17 protein-coding genes and 1 pseudogene are annotated in these 14,632 nt (G+C 64.5%); 3 read left to right on the top strand and 15 right to left on the bottom strand.

Going from position 1 to position 14,632, the window contains the following annotated elements; all coding sequences use genetic code 11:
- Window position 1 precedes the first annotated feature (1 nt).
- From repSA to ACWCPY_RS18110, 8 genes are all read right to left on the bottom strand, one after another.
- The gene (gene repSA / locus ACWCPY_RS18145) at window positions 2–1,375 is read right to left on the bottom strand and encodes a replication initiator protein RepSA (RefSeq protein ID WP_451266046.1); all 1,374 of its coding nucleotides are present in this window, start codon (window positions 1,373–1,375) and stop codon (window positions 2–4) included.
- A gap of 128 nt (window positions 1,376–1,503) precedes the next feature.
- On the bottom strand, window positions 1,504–1,806 hold the full coding sequence (locus ACWCPY_RS18140) for a SpdD-like protein (protein WP_451266044.1): 303 nt from the start codon (window positions 1,804–1,806) through the stop codon (window positions 1,504–1,506).
- Between the two features lie 23 nt (window positions 1,807–1,829).
- Window positions 1,830–1,985, bottom strand: coding sequence for a hypothetical protein (locus ACWCPY_RS18135; RefSeq protein WP_106972203.1), 156 nt, complete (start codon window positions 1,983–1,985; stop codon window positions 1,830–1,832).
- A gap of 12 nt (window positions 1,986–1,997) precedes the next feature.
- The gene (locus ACWCPY_RS18130) at window positions 1,998–2,189 is read right to left on the bottom strand and encodes a mobile element transfer protein (RefSeq protein ID WP_014047488.1); all 192 of its coding nucleotides are present in this window, start codon (window positions 2,187–2,189) and stop codon (window positions 1,998–2,000) included.
- Window positions 2,190–2,207: 18 nt separating this feature from the next.
- Entirely contained in the window at window positions 2,208–2,873 is a 666-nt protein-coding gene (locus ACWCPY_RS18125) for a DUF2637 domain-containing protein (protein ID WP_371633232.1), read from the bottom strand.
- A 75-nt stretch (window positions 2,874–2,948) separates the two neighbouring features.
- Entirely contained in the window at window positions 2,949–4,304 is a 1,356-nt protein-coding gene (locus ACWCPY_RS18120) for an FtsK/SpoIIIE domain-containing protein (protein WP_371633231.1), read from the bottom strand.
- A 2-nt stretch (window positions 4,305–4,306) separates the two neighbouring features.
- Complete coding sequence (locus ACWCPY_RS18115) at window positions 4,307–4,663, bottom strand: SCO3933 family regulatory protein (protein WP_371633230.1); 357 nt, start codon at window positions 4,661–4,663, stop codon at window positions 4,307–4,309.
- Between the two features lie 139 nt (window positions 4,664–4,802).
- Window positions 4,803–5,582 carry a GntR family transcriptional regulator gene (locus ACWCPY_RS18110; RefSeq protein WP_103511814.1) on the bottom strand — a complete coding sequence of 260 codons (780 nt, stop codon included), beginning with the start codon at window positions 5,580–5,582 and terminating at the stop codon, window positions 4,803–4,805.
- An 18-nt stretch (window positions 5,583–5,600) separates the two neighbouring features.
- Here ACWCPY_RS18110 and ACWCPY_RS18105 point away from each other — a divergent pair, with 18 nt between their 5' ends.
- On the top strand, window positions 5,601–6,068 hold the full coding sequence (locus ACWCPY_RS18105) for an NUDIX hydrolase (RefSeq protein ID WP_388203541.1): 468 nt from the start codon (window positions 5,601–5,603) through the stop codon (window positions 6,066–6,068).
- A gap of 361 nt (window positions 6,069–6,429) precedes the next feature.
- Here the strand turns inward: ACWCPY_RS18105 and ACWCPY_RS18100 are convergent, their stop codons facing one another.
- The 3 genes from ACWCPY_RS18100 to ACWCPY_RS18090 all read right to left on the bottom strand — a co-directional run bounded on the left by ACWCPY_RS18100 (window position 6,430) and on the right by ACWCPY_RS18090 (window position 10,480).
- Window positions 6,430–8,718, bottom strand: coding sequence for a S8 family peptidase (locus tag ACWCPY_RS18100; protein ID WP_451266040.1), 2,289 nt, complete (start codon window positions 8,716–8,718; stop codon window positions 6,430–6,432).
- Window positions 8,719–8,779: 61 nt separating this feature from the next.
- Window positions 8,780–9,859 (bottom strand): AAA family ATPase, encoded by a 1,080-nt coding sequence (locus ACWCPY_RS18095; protein WP_451266115.1) that lies wholly within the window; start codon window positions 9,857–9,859, stop codon window positions 8,780–8,782.
- Between the two features lie 243 nt (window positions 9,860–10,102).
- Window positions 10,103–10,480 (bottom strand): CU044_2847 family protein, encoded by a 378-nt coding sequence (locus ACWCPY_RS18090; protein WP_451266038.1) that lies wholly within the window; start codon window positions 10,478–10,480, stop codon window positions 10,103–10,105.
- Window positions 10,481–10,811: 331 nt separating this feature from the next.
- On the opposite strand from ACWCPY_RS18090, the gene ACWCPY_RS18085 reads away from it, so the two are divergent.
- Window positions 10,812–11,291 (top strand): hypothetical protein, encoded by a 480-nt coding sequence (locus ACWCPY_RS18085; protein WP_451266036.1) that lies wholly within the window; start codon window positions 10,812–10,814, stop codon window positions 11,289–11,291.
- Window positions 11,292–11,721: 430 nt separating this feature from the next.
- Window positions 11,722–11,964 (top strand): hypothetical protein, encoded by a 243-nt coding sequence (locus ACWCPY_RS18080; RefSeq protein WP_451266034.1) that lies wholly within the window; start codon window positions 11,722–11,724, stop codon window positions 11,962–11,964.
- A gap of 538 nt (window positions 11,965–12,502) precedes the next feature.
- Here the strand turns inward: ACWCPY_RS18080 and ACWCPY_RS18075 are convergent.
- The 4 genes and pseudogenes from ACWCPY_RS18075 to ACWCPY_RS18060 form a co-directional block, all read right to left on the bottom strand.
- Complete coding sequence (locus tag ACWCPY_RS18075) at window positions 12,503–12,811, bottom strand: hypothetical protein (RefSeq protein ID WP_451266032.1); 309 nt, start codon at window positions 12,809–12,811, stop codon at window positions 12,503–12,505.
- A complete protein-coding gene (locus ACWCPY_RS18070) occupies window positions 12,808–13,551 on the bottom strand; it encodes a GntR family transcriptional regulator (protein ID WP_451266030.1) in 744 nt (247 codons plus the stop codon). The genes ACWCPY_RS18075 and ACWCPY_RS18070 overlap by 4 nt, the downstream gene beginning before the upstream one ends.
- A complete protein-coding gene (locus tag ACWCPY_RS18065; RefSeq protein WP_031124591.1) occupies window positions 13,548–13,772 on the bottom strand; it encodes a hypothetical protein in 225 nt (74 codons plus the stop codon). Before ACWCPY_RS18065 ends, ACWCPY_RS18070 begins: the two co-directional genes overlap by 4 nt.
- Before the next feature lie 526 nt (window positions 13,773–14,298).
- Window positions 14,299–14,576, bottom strand: a pseudogene (locus ACWCPY_RS18060) (hypothetical protein).
- Window positions 14,577–14,632 lie beyond the last annotated feature (56 nt).

Raw genomic sequence — 14,632 nt, 5'->3', positions numbered from 1 at the left:
GTCACCACTCCCCCTCGTCGACCAGCTCCGCCATGGCTTCACGGGCGGTTTCGCGGTTGAGCTGGAGACCACGGGCGATGGTCGCGGCAAGGACGGACTCGCCGGGCGAGTGACCGTGGCCGGCGTACTGCCAGTCGGCCAGGACGAGCACAGTGTCCGGGACGCGGTCCTCCAGGCCGAGGGACTGCCGTTCCTGCGCGGCGCGGAAGTCTGCGCGGGCCTGGCGGAGCTCGCCGAGGGTGGTCGAGTAGCGGCGGGACTTCGAGGAGAAGTGACCGCGGAACCCGAGCATGTGCGCCCAGGCCCACAACCGACGTTCGGGGTAGAGCGGATCGAGGAGGTGACACGCGGCGATGAGGCGGCGGGCGTGGTCAGGGACGCCGTGGCGATCGAGTTCGAAGAGTTCACCGATGCGGCGGTCCAGAGTGCCGGTGTTCTCCGCCGCCTTGGTGGCGTACTTCGCGACGTAGGACGCCACAGCCTGTTCGGTGACATCGGAGCCGTCGCCGAAGGCAACGACCGGGCGGACATCGAGTTGTGTGCCCCAGCGGAAGGTACGAGCGGGCTGATCGTCGACGGCGGGTGCGGACACCGAGGTGTAGTTGTGCTGAGCGGCTGCGTGTATCGCATCGGTGAGCAGGTCGACGGTGGCCCAGGACGGAGGTGGCGTGCCGGGCCCGTCCGGCCCGTCGATCCGCATCACGGCGTGGAAGTGGATCGCCCCGCGCTTCTGGAACTCCGCGACCTTGCCGTACGAGAGCCGAGCCGCTTCCTTCAGTTCCGCCTGCGTGAGTCCGGCGCGTGCCGCGATCTCTCGTCGGAGGCGAGTGGCGAACCGCATCCAGAGGTCGCCGGCGTGGTTGTTGAACAGGACCGATCCGGCATAGTCGTACGTCTCAGGGTCCAGGGCGGTACCGAGCTCGGATGCATCTGCCGAGTGCCGACTACCGCATCGACAAGAGCCACGTTCGGGACGGTTGTGGACCGGGCCGAAGGAAGGAGCGGTAAAGGTGGCGAAGACCCGGGGGTGATCCCGCACCGTGGCAGGGACATCGCGGCGATCGTCTCCGGCCAGGCCCGCGCGGATCAGGTGGTAGGTGTCTCCGGCGTACGTCCACGCGCAAGAGGGGCAGCGGGAAGCGCGGCGGTTGCCGCAGGCGAGGCGGAGACGTCCGCCGGGCTCGGTCTCGGTCGAGTAGTGGTGAAGGGTCTCGCCGGTGGTCTTGTCCTTGGTGAGGGTCCAACCGGTCAGGTGGATCGGGTCGGAGCAGCCACCGGTGCGGCGGATCTGGTCCTCCCAGCGGTGGAACTCGGGGGCCGAGGCCACCCTCAGCAGGTCACCGAGGGTGAGCCGGTCGAGCTGCGATTCAGGCATGTGCACTCCCCCGGCGGCGGGCGGTGCGGTCGGTCATGATGGTGCTTCCTTCCGGATCTGTGGTTCGGGCAGGAGCACGGCTTCCGGGCGGCGGATGCTTGGCGGTATCGAGGCCGCCCGGAAGCCGGTCAGCGATGGTTCTGCAACGCCACGAGCGACCGAATGACCAGGGCGCTGATGGCGAGCGACGCGGCGGTGACGGCGACCGCGAGGAGCATGGAGACCAGGACCGCACCGACGACCAGCACCACGGCGGTGCCGCCACCGATGACGGCGACGACGGCACCGGGCGTGAGCTGAACCGTGGGACGTGCGGGAGCCATAGGGGCTGGGGCCGGGGTCTGGTGGGGCACGGCGGGGACGTCGCTCCGGACGGTTCCGGTGACGATTCGGGTCGGCAACGGGTTGGTGGGGATCTTCGGGCGGAGCATGGCGGTTCTCCCTTCGGTGGGGGTTACTTGACGGCGGTGTCGATCACAGGGGTCAGGAGGCTGTCGGCGAGGAGATAGCCGCCGAGCAGCAGCACGAGCACGAGCCACCAGGGCGGGCGGATCAGCTTCACGCCGAGCCAGCCGACGACGATCAGGGCGAGCCAGAGCGGTACGTCCATGGCAGGTCTCCTTCATCGGACCTTGCAGCGGTGGGTGCGGGCGGCGAGCTGGGCGGCGGACCGGCTGCTGAAGTCGGACGACCAACCGCAGCGATCGGCGGTGCACACGGCGGCGTGCTGGGTGCGGCCGTGCCGGTCACGGTGGGTACCGATCTGCACCGGTCCGATCCGCATCACGGAGTGGAAGTGGTCGCGGGCGGGCATGGTGGATCTCCTCTCGGGTCAGGCGAGCTGAGCGGCAATCGCGGCGGCGAGTTGAGGCGGAACTCCGAGGCGGGCGCGGAGCGTGTCGGTGTCGATCGGTGAACCGGTACGGGCGCGGTGGTCGTCGGCGACCTTCCGGGCGTGGTCGACGAGCGTGGCCGGCACGGGCGGAGACGCGTCGGCGGGAGGCAGGACCGGAGACTCCTCAGCGGCAGGAATCGGCGCTGGTTCCAGCTCCGGGGCCTGTTCCTCGGTGACGAGCTCCGGCGCCGAGGGATCAGCCGTAGGCACCGCCGGAACGGGCGTGCGCTCCTCGACCGGGGTCTCCGTGTGGGCGAGGAGCGTCCCGCCGAGGAAGGCAAGCGCGGGCCATCCAGCGATGCCGAAGCGCAACCAGGCCGGAGGGTGCGCGAGATCGAGAAATCCGGCGGTGGCGACGTTGGCACCGAGCGAAGCGACGAGCGCGATCAGGAACCAGCTCCAGGCGAGCCGGGACGGGCCGTCCTTTCGTAGCCGCCGCCAGGCAGCGACCAGGAGCAGATCAACGCTGATCGGGTAGGCCCATGCCTTCCAGCCGTCCTGGCCCGCGGCGGCGGCGAGGTCGTGGAGGTGGGCGAAGGAGAGCGCGCCAGCGATCACGGCTTGGATCAGTACGGCGTCCACGCGCATGGAGGGACGGGCCATCGGACTTCTCCTTTTCGGCATGGGACGGGTAGGGACTTGGCGCGGGAATGGTCACGCCGACCGGTGAGCGGAAGGTCAGGCGGTGGTGGGCGCGGCTTTGGTGAGCGGCGCGGTGGCGGGGGCCAGGGGTGCGACGGCGGGCCGGAAGGCCGCGAGGGCGAGCACATCCGGAGTGCGGTCGGCGTGCCGGTTGCAGATGTTCACGGCTTGGCGCAGTGAGGTGTGTGGTGCCCGGATGCGGGTCCATCCACCGGTCGAGTCACCCGAGACCGCGATGCCGGGGACGTCGGTGGGAATCTGGATCGCGGCAAGGACGGCGTCCGGAGCGATGTCTCCGAAGGCCATGTTGGCGCTGGACTCGTCGTTGACGCGGTGGGCGGTCCGACCGGTTAGTTGGGCGCGGAGCATCGTGATGCCCTTGCCGAGTTCGGATCCGAAGCGCTGGCCACAGATCTCCAGGTAGATCCCCGCGGCACGGCCGAGCTGGGCGAGGCGGACCAGAGCAGTGACGATTCTGTCGCGGCGCTTCTCCTCGTCCTTGGTGGCGAACAGCGCCAGCTCGGCAACCTCGTCGACCAGGACCACGACCGGAGTCGGGCGTATGTCGGCTGGCAGGTCCCAGATGTCGGCAGCTATGTCGGCGTCCGGAACGTCGACTGTGATGCGCTGAGCGGAACGGATGAGCTGGTAGACGTCCTCCATGTGCTGCACGAGTGCTTCGAGGAGTTGGAGGGCGGTGTCCGGGTTGTCGGCGAGGGCGGAGAAGCGCCGGGCGAGCGGGAAGAGCTCGACGCCCTGTTTGCAGTCGATCCCGACGAGCGCGACGTCGTGCGCCGCGAGGCCGGCGACCAGGTTGCGCTGGTAGACGGACTTCCCCGACTCGGTCGCGCCGAGCGTCAGCCCGTGGGGCACAGCCCGGTAGTCGCGGTAGTGGACGGATCCGTCCTCGCGCAGTGCGACGGGGATACGCATCGGCGCGGGGCCGGTTTCGGCGGGCATCTGCACCCGTCGGAGGACGTCGTATCCCGTCATCCGTAACTCCACGATTCCCGAGCGAAGTTCGCGGGAGGTGACTCCGTACATCCCGAAGGAGTGCCGGAGGCGGTCGGTGGCCGAAGCGACGTCGAAGGCGTCCTGACCGGGACGGAGCTTGATCCGCAGGACCAGCCCGGTACGAGTAGGCCGAAGCCGGAGAATGCGCGGGGCCCTCGACTCAGGAACGGGGCGATTCGTCATCCGGGCGAGGGAGAGACGCCAACGCGCGGGCGGAACGGTGAGTCCGCAGGCGTCCATGACCGAGGCGTATCGGACCGCTACCCGCAACGCGGCAAGGGTGACCCCAAGGGTCATCCAGTACCAGGCGGGACGCCGCCACCGCAGGATCACTGCGGTGACGACGACCAGCAGCAGCGTGACCAGGGACCCGGTCATGATCAGGCCGCCTTGGGCTTCTCGGCAGCGGCGACGAGCGAGGTGACCGCCACCGCACGGAAGGCGATGCCGTGTCGCTTCTGCCCATTGAAATCGTTCTCCCACGGCCGAGCGATCAGTCCGGTGACGGCGACAGGAGTGCCCATCATCAGCTCACCGGAGATGCCCGGCTCGGGGACGGTGACCGAAAGGATCTCCACCTCCTCGTTCGCCGCGAACATCACGTCCACGGTCATGAGCTTCGCGCCGCTCTCGATGTCCACGGCTATCTCGCCGGTCCGGCGGTCCTTGATCTTGATCTGCGGGGGCTTGGCGACCATCACGGACGCGGCGGAGGTGTCGACGGGGATCGTACGCACAGAAGATCACTCCTATAGAGGTGCTTGACCCAGCCACTCATGTACATGAGTGACATAAAGAAGAGTGCATCACTCCTGTACATGAGTCAACCCGCCGGGACGAGGAAGTCGCAGCGGGCTGAGGTGAGTTGAGCGTGCGTCAGTCGGATGCGGGAATCCGGTAGCTGAAAACGAACTGGTCAGCGGCCATGAGCGTGTCGCACACCTCTACGACACGATCCTCCGTCGTCCTTGCCTCACGGATCAGATGAACCACTGAAGCACCGGGGCTTAGGGCCAGTTCGGAGGCTTCAGCCTTGGTGGCCAGCCGGGCTTGCAGCGTCTCGACGAACTCCGCGAACTCGTGCCCGTGGTCTTCGAGGCGGGCATAGATGCCACCACCGCCGGGGTTCTTCGCGAACAGCTCGGGGATGTCCTTCGCGACGTCCCACGGGAGGTACGACGTGGCCGTCTCGACGGGGGTCTCGTTGCGGAAGTAGAGGCGACGCCGGGCGAGCACCTGAGTGCCGGCGGGGACGCCGAGCCGCTCCGCGATGTCGTTCGGAGCGTCCGTCGGACCGATGTACAGAACGCTGACGCCAGCCTTGGCGCCGGACTGCTCCGACTCAGCGAGGTACGCCGCCTTGCCGCCCTGTCGGTGGGAGCGCTTGAAGCGATCCGAGGAACGGTGCCGTACCGGGGGCCGGGCCTTCACCATGGAGCCCTTGCCCTGGCGGGTCTCCACGAGGTCACTGGCGCGGACCTCCACCATGGCCTTGCGGATGGTGCCGCCGGAGACGCCGTAGCGCTCCACGAGCTCCGATTCGCTGGGCACCATGTCGCCAGGCTTGAGGATTCCGGCGCGGATCTGCTGAACGATCTCCTCGGCGATCTGCACGTACCGAGGTACGGACTTCCCACCTCCTACTGCTGTTTCCATAGTCCTTCTCTTCCTCCTATGCTCCTGTACATGAGTAACAGTGCGCAGGAAGGCACGTCAACGCCGCTCCACTCCGTGTCCGTAGCCGGAGTGGTCGTGCGCGAGGACGGGCGACTCCTGGCGATCCGCCGCGCCGACAACGGAACTTGGGAGCTCCCCGGCGGCGTACTAGAACTCGACGAGACCCCGGAGGCGGGCGTTCAGCGCGAGGTCCTGGAGGAGACAGGTATCCACGTCGAGGTGGACGAGCTCACGGGGGTCTACAAGAACACCACTCGGGGCATCGTGGCCCTGGTCTTCCGGTGCAAGCCCGCCGGCGGAAGCGAGCGGACGTCCAGCGAATCGACCGCGGTCGGCTGGCTCACGCCGGACGAGGTCACCGAGTGGATGTCCGAGGTCTACGCGGTCCGGCTACTGGATGCCCTCGACGGGAACGGGCCCCACGTGCGAAGCCACGACGGCAAGCGCCTGACACCGGTGCGATAGAACTTTCCCTACTTCATCAAGGCGCCGCGCAAGCGCGGCGCGCGCCGCAGCCCCCGGCCGGGGGCTGCCTCTGTCTCCGCCCCGGCTGCCCCCGGCCGGGCGGCGGCGCACCGAGCGCGACACCAGCCCGAGAGAAACAGCTGGCACGGGATATGGGGTAAACCCGCTGTGGCTGGGGCGGTCGACTCCACGGCTTTAGCCACCTCCCCGATTCGGGTCCCGCGTCGAGCAAGACCAGGGGGCCACTCGTTCACATTCCGGGCAGGATCACGGCCTGCCCGAGTTGCCGGCCAGCGTACGGCCCCCTGATCATGCTCGACCCCAAACCGGGCAGGACACCGGCCAAACCCGCTCCGCCGACCTAAGTCCGTAGCCGTACCGGAATAGGAACCGGCAACTCTGAAAGAACAGGGAAATCAACTTTTGCCAACTCGTACACCGGAAGCCCGGAAAGAGACTCAACGGTGACCACAAGCGAAAGATCTACAGGCGGAGTATTTTTCGTCAGTGATCCGCCTTCGCGAGTAAGGAACTCAATGTCGAGGCGGGGCGCATGGAGACCCTTGGCCATCAGGCAATCCTGACCCTGCATGACCGTTTCCCATTTACCCCCGCTTCGACGACTAGATTCCGAGGCTTTCGGGCCCACCTTCTGCGAACGCGTCGCGGGCTGCTGGCTCATTTTCCAGCCTTCTTCGCGCAATTCTGTCGCTCGATCAGAATTCTCCTGAATGTTTACCTTGACAGTGCGACTCGGATTTTCGGGATCACGAAACGAGTACACCTCTGAGTGCGGGCGAAGAGTGAACTCGAGACCGGATTCAGTGTACTCAACAGCCTCTGTCGGGTCAGTGGGCGAGGCGTACGAAAGAGTCCATTTAACTTTCACTTTCCCCCTGTCGACACCCCCAGGGACTGGAAGCGTAAAGCCAAGAATCTGGTCTCGCTCGATTGACGCCTGATAAAGAACCGTCACTTGCCGGTCAGAACACGTGAGCGCGTTTGAGAAATTTGCCGGCAGCCTTCCATGTCCCGCTTCCATGATAAGCGATGGGTCGGCGTGAGGTTCAGCAAAGTGAATGGCGAAGGCACGCAACGCAGAGGCGCTGCATCGGTCGCCCAGCTGCGTGCTTAGCTTAGCCAGACCGTGCGCAGCAAGAGGTGCCGCATAGCTGGTTCCCCAATCGTAGGAAAGCCGTCCATTGCCCATTAGTCTCGCAAAGGGGCGATCGGCGTCGCCGCCATAGGCAAGTACGGTCGGCTGAACCGTCGCCCCTGGCCGACCCGGGCCGATTGCACTATACGGCGCCCTTGACCACATCAAATCTGGGTGCGGACGATCGCAAGCACCTACACTAAGCCCATTAGCCATATCGGCGGGAACCTGAATCCGGTTGGCCCCGCCATCGACTTCTTCGCCATTATTTCCCGCAGCGACAACGAAGAGAATATCCCTTTCGTAGGCCAGTGCATCCAGCACTGCAGTCCAACGGTGTGGCTCTCCGTCGTCCACTGAAACCTCGGGCCCTAGGCTTAGATTGACAATCATGGCATCACGGTCCGCCACCTGCTTCTGGATTTGGTCCAGAAGCCAGTAGAGTTCGACACCTTCGTTATCATGACCAGGAATGCAGCGAAAATGAGTTGCACGCACCTGCGGAGATTGCAGGCGGCTTCCGGCCTCAACGTTGCCATAAAGAATAGCGCCCGTCACAGCACTTCCGTGCTCTATGCATCCAGGAGCCGCCGGCCTGTCAGTCAGGTCTACTTGGCTGGCGGAGCCTGCGAAGAAGTCTCCAGCAACATCTATGCCAGCATCAAAGATGAGCACCTCAGGGGCTTCCGGCTGCGCGGGGGGCGGCGCCGGCCGTGCAACACCCGGAGCTGACCGCAACGGGATGGCAGGCACGGGGCGAATACGCGGCATCTTCCGTATCGAACGCAGAGGGTTGAAGGCCGCCGCTTCTTTCGCTTTGCCCGAGGGAAGGAAAACCGGAACGAAAGTCAACCCGCCTACAACGTCACGCCTATCGCTTACAACCTCGCCGCCAAGACTGCAGATATACCGCTCAAACTTTTCGAAAACTGCACCAGAAAGAGGTCGTCGCGAAATCCCGGGAAGATCAGGATCCGGATGTAGAACGGCCTCGAAAGTCTCCCGCCCATGAACTGATTCTGCGGCGGAATTCTTCGCCGCCTTAACCACTTCAGTCACCCGCGGGAGATGAATATCAGAGAATCTTCTTAGCTCTTCCGCAGCCCCCTTCTCTCGACGATCGAGACCGCCACCGGAGAGAATATAGCTAAGCCGTTCAAGACTTTGATTATCGCCAGCGACAATTAACGATTTAGTCGGCACGTTGAATTCAGTCTTACTGCGCAACACCAAATCTCCCGTAGCCGGACGGGATCCTAGCGCAGTCAACCCGAGCAGCCTGACAAGTTTTTCAGGAAAGTAGCTATTGGCTAGATAATTTGGAAGCAGTTTCACCTCAAAAACTACGTGGTCTGCGCGTAATTTATTGTCTAGCGTAGCTGCGGTGTCTTTTAGGATCTGCGCTTGCGGCCCAAGGATCCTTTGCGAATCCGCCAACGAAAAAGGGTGGTACTTGCTTCCACCTCCGCCAGCCCTATCAATCATCTCCGACATGTGCTCTCCTCCAACGAGGATGCGCCCGCCAGCTCCCTTACTCATTTCCCCCCCAAGCTAATTACTGCTGCTTGCGCTCCTGAAACGCCGAAATAGCCCGACTAATAGTCGGATGACTTACACCAAGAATGTTGGCAATCTTCCGATTTGACAGTCCTAGATGCACGCTGGCTGCCACCGCTACCTGTTCCCGGATGGTTGGATCTTCACCAGCCACCTCGCGCAGTTTCCCCAGAGCGAAACGCACGAGAGCTTCCTCAAATGAGGAAAGATGACCTTCTCGCACAATCGACTCGCGAGCAGTAGCGTTGCACAAGCGGACAATATCTGAATGCGACATTCCATCTGTGGCCAGCGCTACAAGGCCACAGGTTTCGGCAGACACCGCAGCGGCGAGAATTGCAGGCAGGGATGAGATCAAAAGCTTTCTCTCGCCAGTGGCCGGCAGGGAAAGCTCCAGCAATACGTCAAAGCGCCGCGAGATCGCCGTATCCAGAAGCTCTTTGTGATTCGTGGCAGCAATCAAGAAACTACCGGCTGGCCAACGGTCAAGCTCCAGCAGGAGGACATTAACCAGTCTCTTAAGCTCACCAACATCTGAATCATCCTCACGACGCTTAGCCAGTGCGTCGAATTCATCAATAAACAGAACGCATTCATTCTCCGCAGCGAAGTCCATAACTGCTCGAAGATTTCGTCCAGTACGCCCTAGGTAACTGGACATCACCGACGCCAAGTCGACCACGAAGAGCGTCTGTTTCATTTGGCTGGCGATATGCGACGCAGTTAGGGTCTTACCGACGCCGGGCGGCCCGCTTAGGAGAACGCTCCGCGAAGGCTGGAGACCGACGTCTACCAGCGCCTCACGCACGGGTCGTTCAGCAACAAGGTCATCCACGCTTTGTCGCGTAGCCTCGTCCAAGATGGGGCCATAACTCGGGGCGGCCTCTGCCACACGTAGTAGCACTTGGTTGGTCTCAGGATCCCGCGGAAGCTGCACAGTCTCCGGAACCACTGGTGCGACGCTGTGGGCCACGTCGACCCCCCTGAGCGGATTCTGTCCTTGCGACCCCGTAAGCAATGCCCTCAGCTCCGCACGCAGCGTCACAGCGTGATGAGCATCCTCGGGTGGCCGCCGCATGAGCCGACGGCACTGGTCGCGAACAGCCTGCGTGTCCGCCCTGAGGCCAGCGTCCATCAACTCAAGCAGCGCCCTCTCGGTCGGACTGAGGCCTGCCTTATCCTGCCACGCTGACGCACCCATGCCAGGCAGGTTACCAAGAGCCCATGCCGACAACCAGGGGGGATACCCCTTGTGGTTCACTGCTGTCACTCGATGGGGCTAGATTTACCACTCTAAGTCTGGACGTATGGAGGGTTCGAGCTACGTTGAAGGCGTCCATTTGGCACGGACCTCAAAGGTGGAGTCAGCTTTGACCTTCCCCACCAGCGGCACGCCTGCCTCGCCAGACAGAGATACCCCGAACGTGACCTCCAACTCGTTTGGCTGCGAGTCTCCGAACCGACCACGAATGGCTGCAGATACGTCTTCGCAGGTCTGCACGATGGCCTCGCCTACGTCGCGAAGCCCGCTTAGAGCCTGTTGGGCCGGCCGTCCAGCACCTCGAAGTAGCTTCGACTGATCGAAGTTCTCCACTGCCAAGGGTGTGACTTCGACCAGGAAGAAGGAGTTGCCGCCGGCAGACTCGACCTCTTTGTACACAGATCCCCCACTCAGGTTGGTGACTACTGACCTGATCATCCCGCAAGTCAGGTCTTCACGCGCTGTGTTGACGTGATGTGTGATTCAGCAAGTACGCGCTGATAGATCGCGTGTCTCGCCCGTATCAGGCCTCCCGGTCACCCACGGGGAGTAAGCCCGTGCCAGAAGCGTGCCAGACCAGTAAGGGAGTCCCTGTCACTGGCGGTCACGGCAGAGGACATCTGGCGAGCCGCTGAGCGGCATATCCGCAGGTCGAGGCTGCCTTCTCCTCAACCTGCCCAGCGATTCCCAAGCTCCGAGCTGCACGAGCTTCGGCTGTGAGTCGTAACTGCCGGGCGGCTGATAGGTGAAGGTTCTAGCCTCTCCTGTCATGGAGTGGATACCGCTGGTCAGTACGGCACTTGGTGCGGCAATCGGGGTTGGCTCCACCTTGTTGGCCGATCGGGTCAGGTGGCGCAGGGACCGCGCCGGCCAGGACCTCGATGTGCGACGGAAGTTGTATGCCGACTACACCGCTGCGCTCTCACGGATCCGCACAGCGCTCAATGAATGCGCGCAGGAGGACATCCCAGCCGCCGAACGACCGCGGAGAGTCCGTGAAGTGTTCCTGACGCCTGGTGCGTACGAGATCCGTCACCAGTTGGCCATCGTCGCACCACCGGAGATCGTGGAAGCCTCACGATCAGCGTTCGTTGTCCTGAGGGACACCCGAGACCTGCTCGTGGCAGGTGCCTCGGTCGACGACGCGGCCTATGTGGAATTGGAGAAGAGGTTCGATGCCGCTGTGGCAGAGCTTCGCACCGTCATGCGCATTGACCTTGGGGCGGCCAAGTCGATCACGGCACGGTGACACTCAGCCCGGGAGCGGTCGCCCGTAGCCGCAGACGGGTCGCACCAGATGCGCACCAGTTGGTACGACGAACTGCGGTCAACGAGGGCTGCCGAAACAGTGTCTCTTGCGACCTAACAAGTACATAGCTGCTGGTCAGATGGCGTACCGGCCCGCTGTTGCCTGCGATTCCCAACCTGAGGGCTCAAGCACCGTCAGTACGTGGCGGCCGTCGTAGCTCCCTCTGGTCGACAGCGCTGGCAGCGTGGTGGGGGCCGGTGGGGGTGCACGAGGCATACGCGCGCCTGGTCCGTCGGCATACCCATCGTCGTGGCTGACTGTCGTCGGCTAAGGTCCGTGCCACAACCGTGGCAGATGCAGGGCGAACGAAGGGCCCGCGAAGCCGTCTCCAACGCCGAGACGTTCCGCGTGAAGCCGGGGAGTAGTTGGCATGCTAGAAAACCTTGGGAAGTACGGGGAGATCACGAAGCAGGCGGCTGAGGCAGGGGGCGTCGACAAGCTCATCAACGCCATTGAGAAAGCTGCGTACACGAAAGGCGCGGCCGTGGGCCTAGTGGTCGGCGGAGCAGCCGTCAGCGGGGTCACTGCAGCCGTCGTGGCCTATCGCTCTCGTAAGGCGCGAGCCGAAGAGGCGAAGAAGGAACTGAGGACGACAGCGCGGGAGGCTGAATGAAGCGGCTCCTAGCACGGAAGAACCTCCCGGCGCTTTCCGGCGGCCGGGGGTTCTTCATTCATCTAAACGCGGCACCTCGCCCGGGGACTAGGTCGGGGCGCACTCCGTGCCACCTCGTGACGTGCCGCCACCAGCCGCCGCTGTCGACGTCAACAACAGCCTCCACCAACAGTTCCGGCACCAAAGAGCCGGCACAAGCGGATCAATCGCAGGCATCCCCGCAACCTAGCTGACCCCTACGACAGCAAGGTCACCGTCTCCCCCGGCATGAGGATGCATCGAGCGTCCCGGCTGGTGAATGTCTAACTGTGTGACAACGCCGAGGAACGATGGCGGACGAGCACGGACGTCTACGGAACATCAGCGCAGGTGACAGCCAAGCCGACCTGAGGCAGCTCCCCGTCCCAATTGCTTCGGACGAAGCAGTCCTCAGACCATCCAAGATCGGCCGGAGTCGGCGGACAAAGCAAGAAGCCCATGGCATCTGCTGGTCAGAGCCACGGGCTTCACTTGCTGTGCTGGTCGGCGGGACCGTAGATCAATAGGCCGACTCACGCGGATCGCTCGTTGCCGGGAGACGGCCGCGGCTCGTTGCGGCGCGGTAGACGTCCCACAGAGCCCCGGTCAGTTCTGTGACCAGGCACCGCATCTCGTCGAGCGACGTGTCCTGGTTGTCCAAAGCTTCTGAGGCTTCTTCCAACAGTTCACTTGCCCTGCCGAGTTGGATCGCTTCGATCCTGTCCGCGAGGCGTGAAATGTAGCTGCTCGGGTTGTCGGTGCTCAGGTAGCAGGGCTTGTCCCCCGGGCCCGACCATGGGAGGAGCCGAAGTTCGTTCGGTGTTGTCATCCTTGGGTTGGCCTCTCGTTGAGCACGTGGTGGGCGGTGAAGACGGCGTCGACTCGGTCTCCTGGAAAGGCCAGGAGCGCGGCTTCTACGACGCGGCCGGTGGTGTCGGTGGCGATGCGCGTGATCGCGAGAACGGCCATGTTGTTTCCGATGCGGAGGGCCGACGCTTCGTCTGGGGTGGGAGAGCGGGCGGAGACCGTCTCTCGGATGGTGGCCGGCGACGGGCCGAGGACGGCGAATCGCGTGGCTGCTTCCCGGCACACGGAGTCGTCGTCGAGGACTCCGGCCGGGGCCAGGTCGCGCGGGATGTAGATGCGGGCCAGGCCGTGCGGTGACCCGTGTTCGAGGCTGAGGCAGGTGTACTCCGCGAGAGGGCTGCCCGTTGGCACCTTCAGCAACATGGTCAGGTGCACGGAGGCCGGAACCGTGGTGCTGCGAACCGTGATGCGCAACGTTGGCTCAGTGGCGGTCCAGGGGTCCAGCGTGCCCCAGCCTCCGACGTACATGATCTTGCGGCGGGGGTGACGTACGTAGTTGCCCTTTCCGTGGATCTTCTCGACGAGTCCTTCGCCCTGGAGCACGGCGAGAGCGCGTCGCAGGGTCACCGTGCTGACCCTGTAACGGGCGGCCAGGACGGCTTCGGACGGGAGACGTTCGCCGGGCTTGATACTGCCCGTCGTGATCTGGTGGCGTAGGTCGTCGGCGATGTCGTGATGGCGTCGGGACACGGAGCCGGTCACCGCCTTCTCAGCAGTCGCAGGGCGATGAGCCGGGTACGGGCGTGTATGGCCAGCAGTTCGCCCGACTCGAAGACCAGTTGCTTGGCCCCTTGGGGAAGCTGGAAGAGGTCACTCACTCGGCAGGCCTGACCGCCGAGTTCGATGATGTCGCCGCGCTGCACGGTGGCCGCAGTGACCTCGACGGAGGAGACCAGTGCACCGCCGGGGGCTGGGACCCTCATGCCATCACCCTCACGGGCACGGACGGGTCCGGGGTCGAGTGGCACGGGCAGATGCACTCTTCGTAGGTCACCGGTACGTCGTCCTTCGCCGCAGGCGGGGACGGCTCGGTGCAGGAGTGGTGCGTGCCAATCCGGCAGGCGATCGAGCGGTAGGGGGCGGAAGCTGTGCCCGTCGGGTGCGGTTGTCGGCGAGGAGGCATCAGTGGGCCCCCGCGAGGGCCGACCAGGCATCGGCAGGCAGGTGCGGGGCGACGAGCACTGTGCGCGTCAGTGCACGCTGCTCTTCCCACGCCAGCAGGTACGGACGGACAAGCGCGACGTCCTCTCCCCTCAGCGGGTGAAGGTGGACCGTGGCGGCCGGAGCCCGCCTAAGGGCGACGCTCGAAGCGCCAGCGGGCGCGGGGCAGGTGGGAGCGGCCAGCGGGCGGGAGGGCGTTAAGGGGCGGCGGTGCCGACCGTTGGGGAAGCACCGCGCTCTGGTGCGCGAGATGGCTTGGCGGATACGGTTGAGCATGCTGTTCAGCTCCTATCGCTGATAGCCCGGTCCCCCGACGTCGCGTGTCGTGGGGACCGTTTGCGTACGACCGCCCATAAGGTGCGGCCGTTCAAGCTGGTGGCCACGAGCCCGAACCGATCGGCACCGGCCACCGCGTCCAGGACCTCCCGCCATGAATCGGCGGAGAGCGTGTCCGGTACTTCTGCCTCGACTGTCGTGAACCGGGTCTGCTCCTCCACGCGTGGGCGGAGGCCAGCGGCAGACAAGCGGGCGGCGAGAGCCGCCGCGGTCACTCCCGAAGCGGACACAGCGCACCCTCCGTTGCCAGCGATCACTTTCAGTGAAGCTAGTTAACTAGGTTAGA

It is taken from the genome of Streptomyces sp. NPDC002403 (assembly GCF_053593015.1).
Note: the sequence above shows the minus strand (reverse complement) of the source record. Positions and strands in the feature narration are given on the sequence as shown.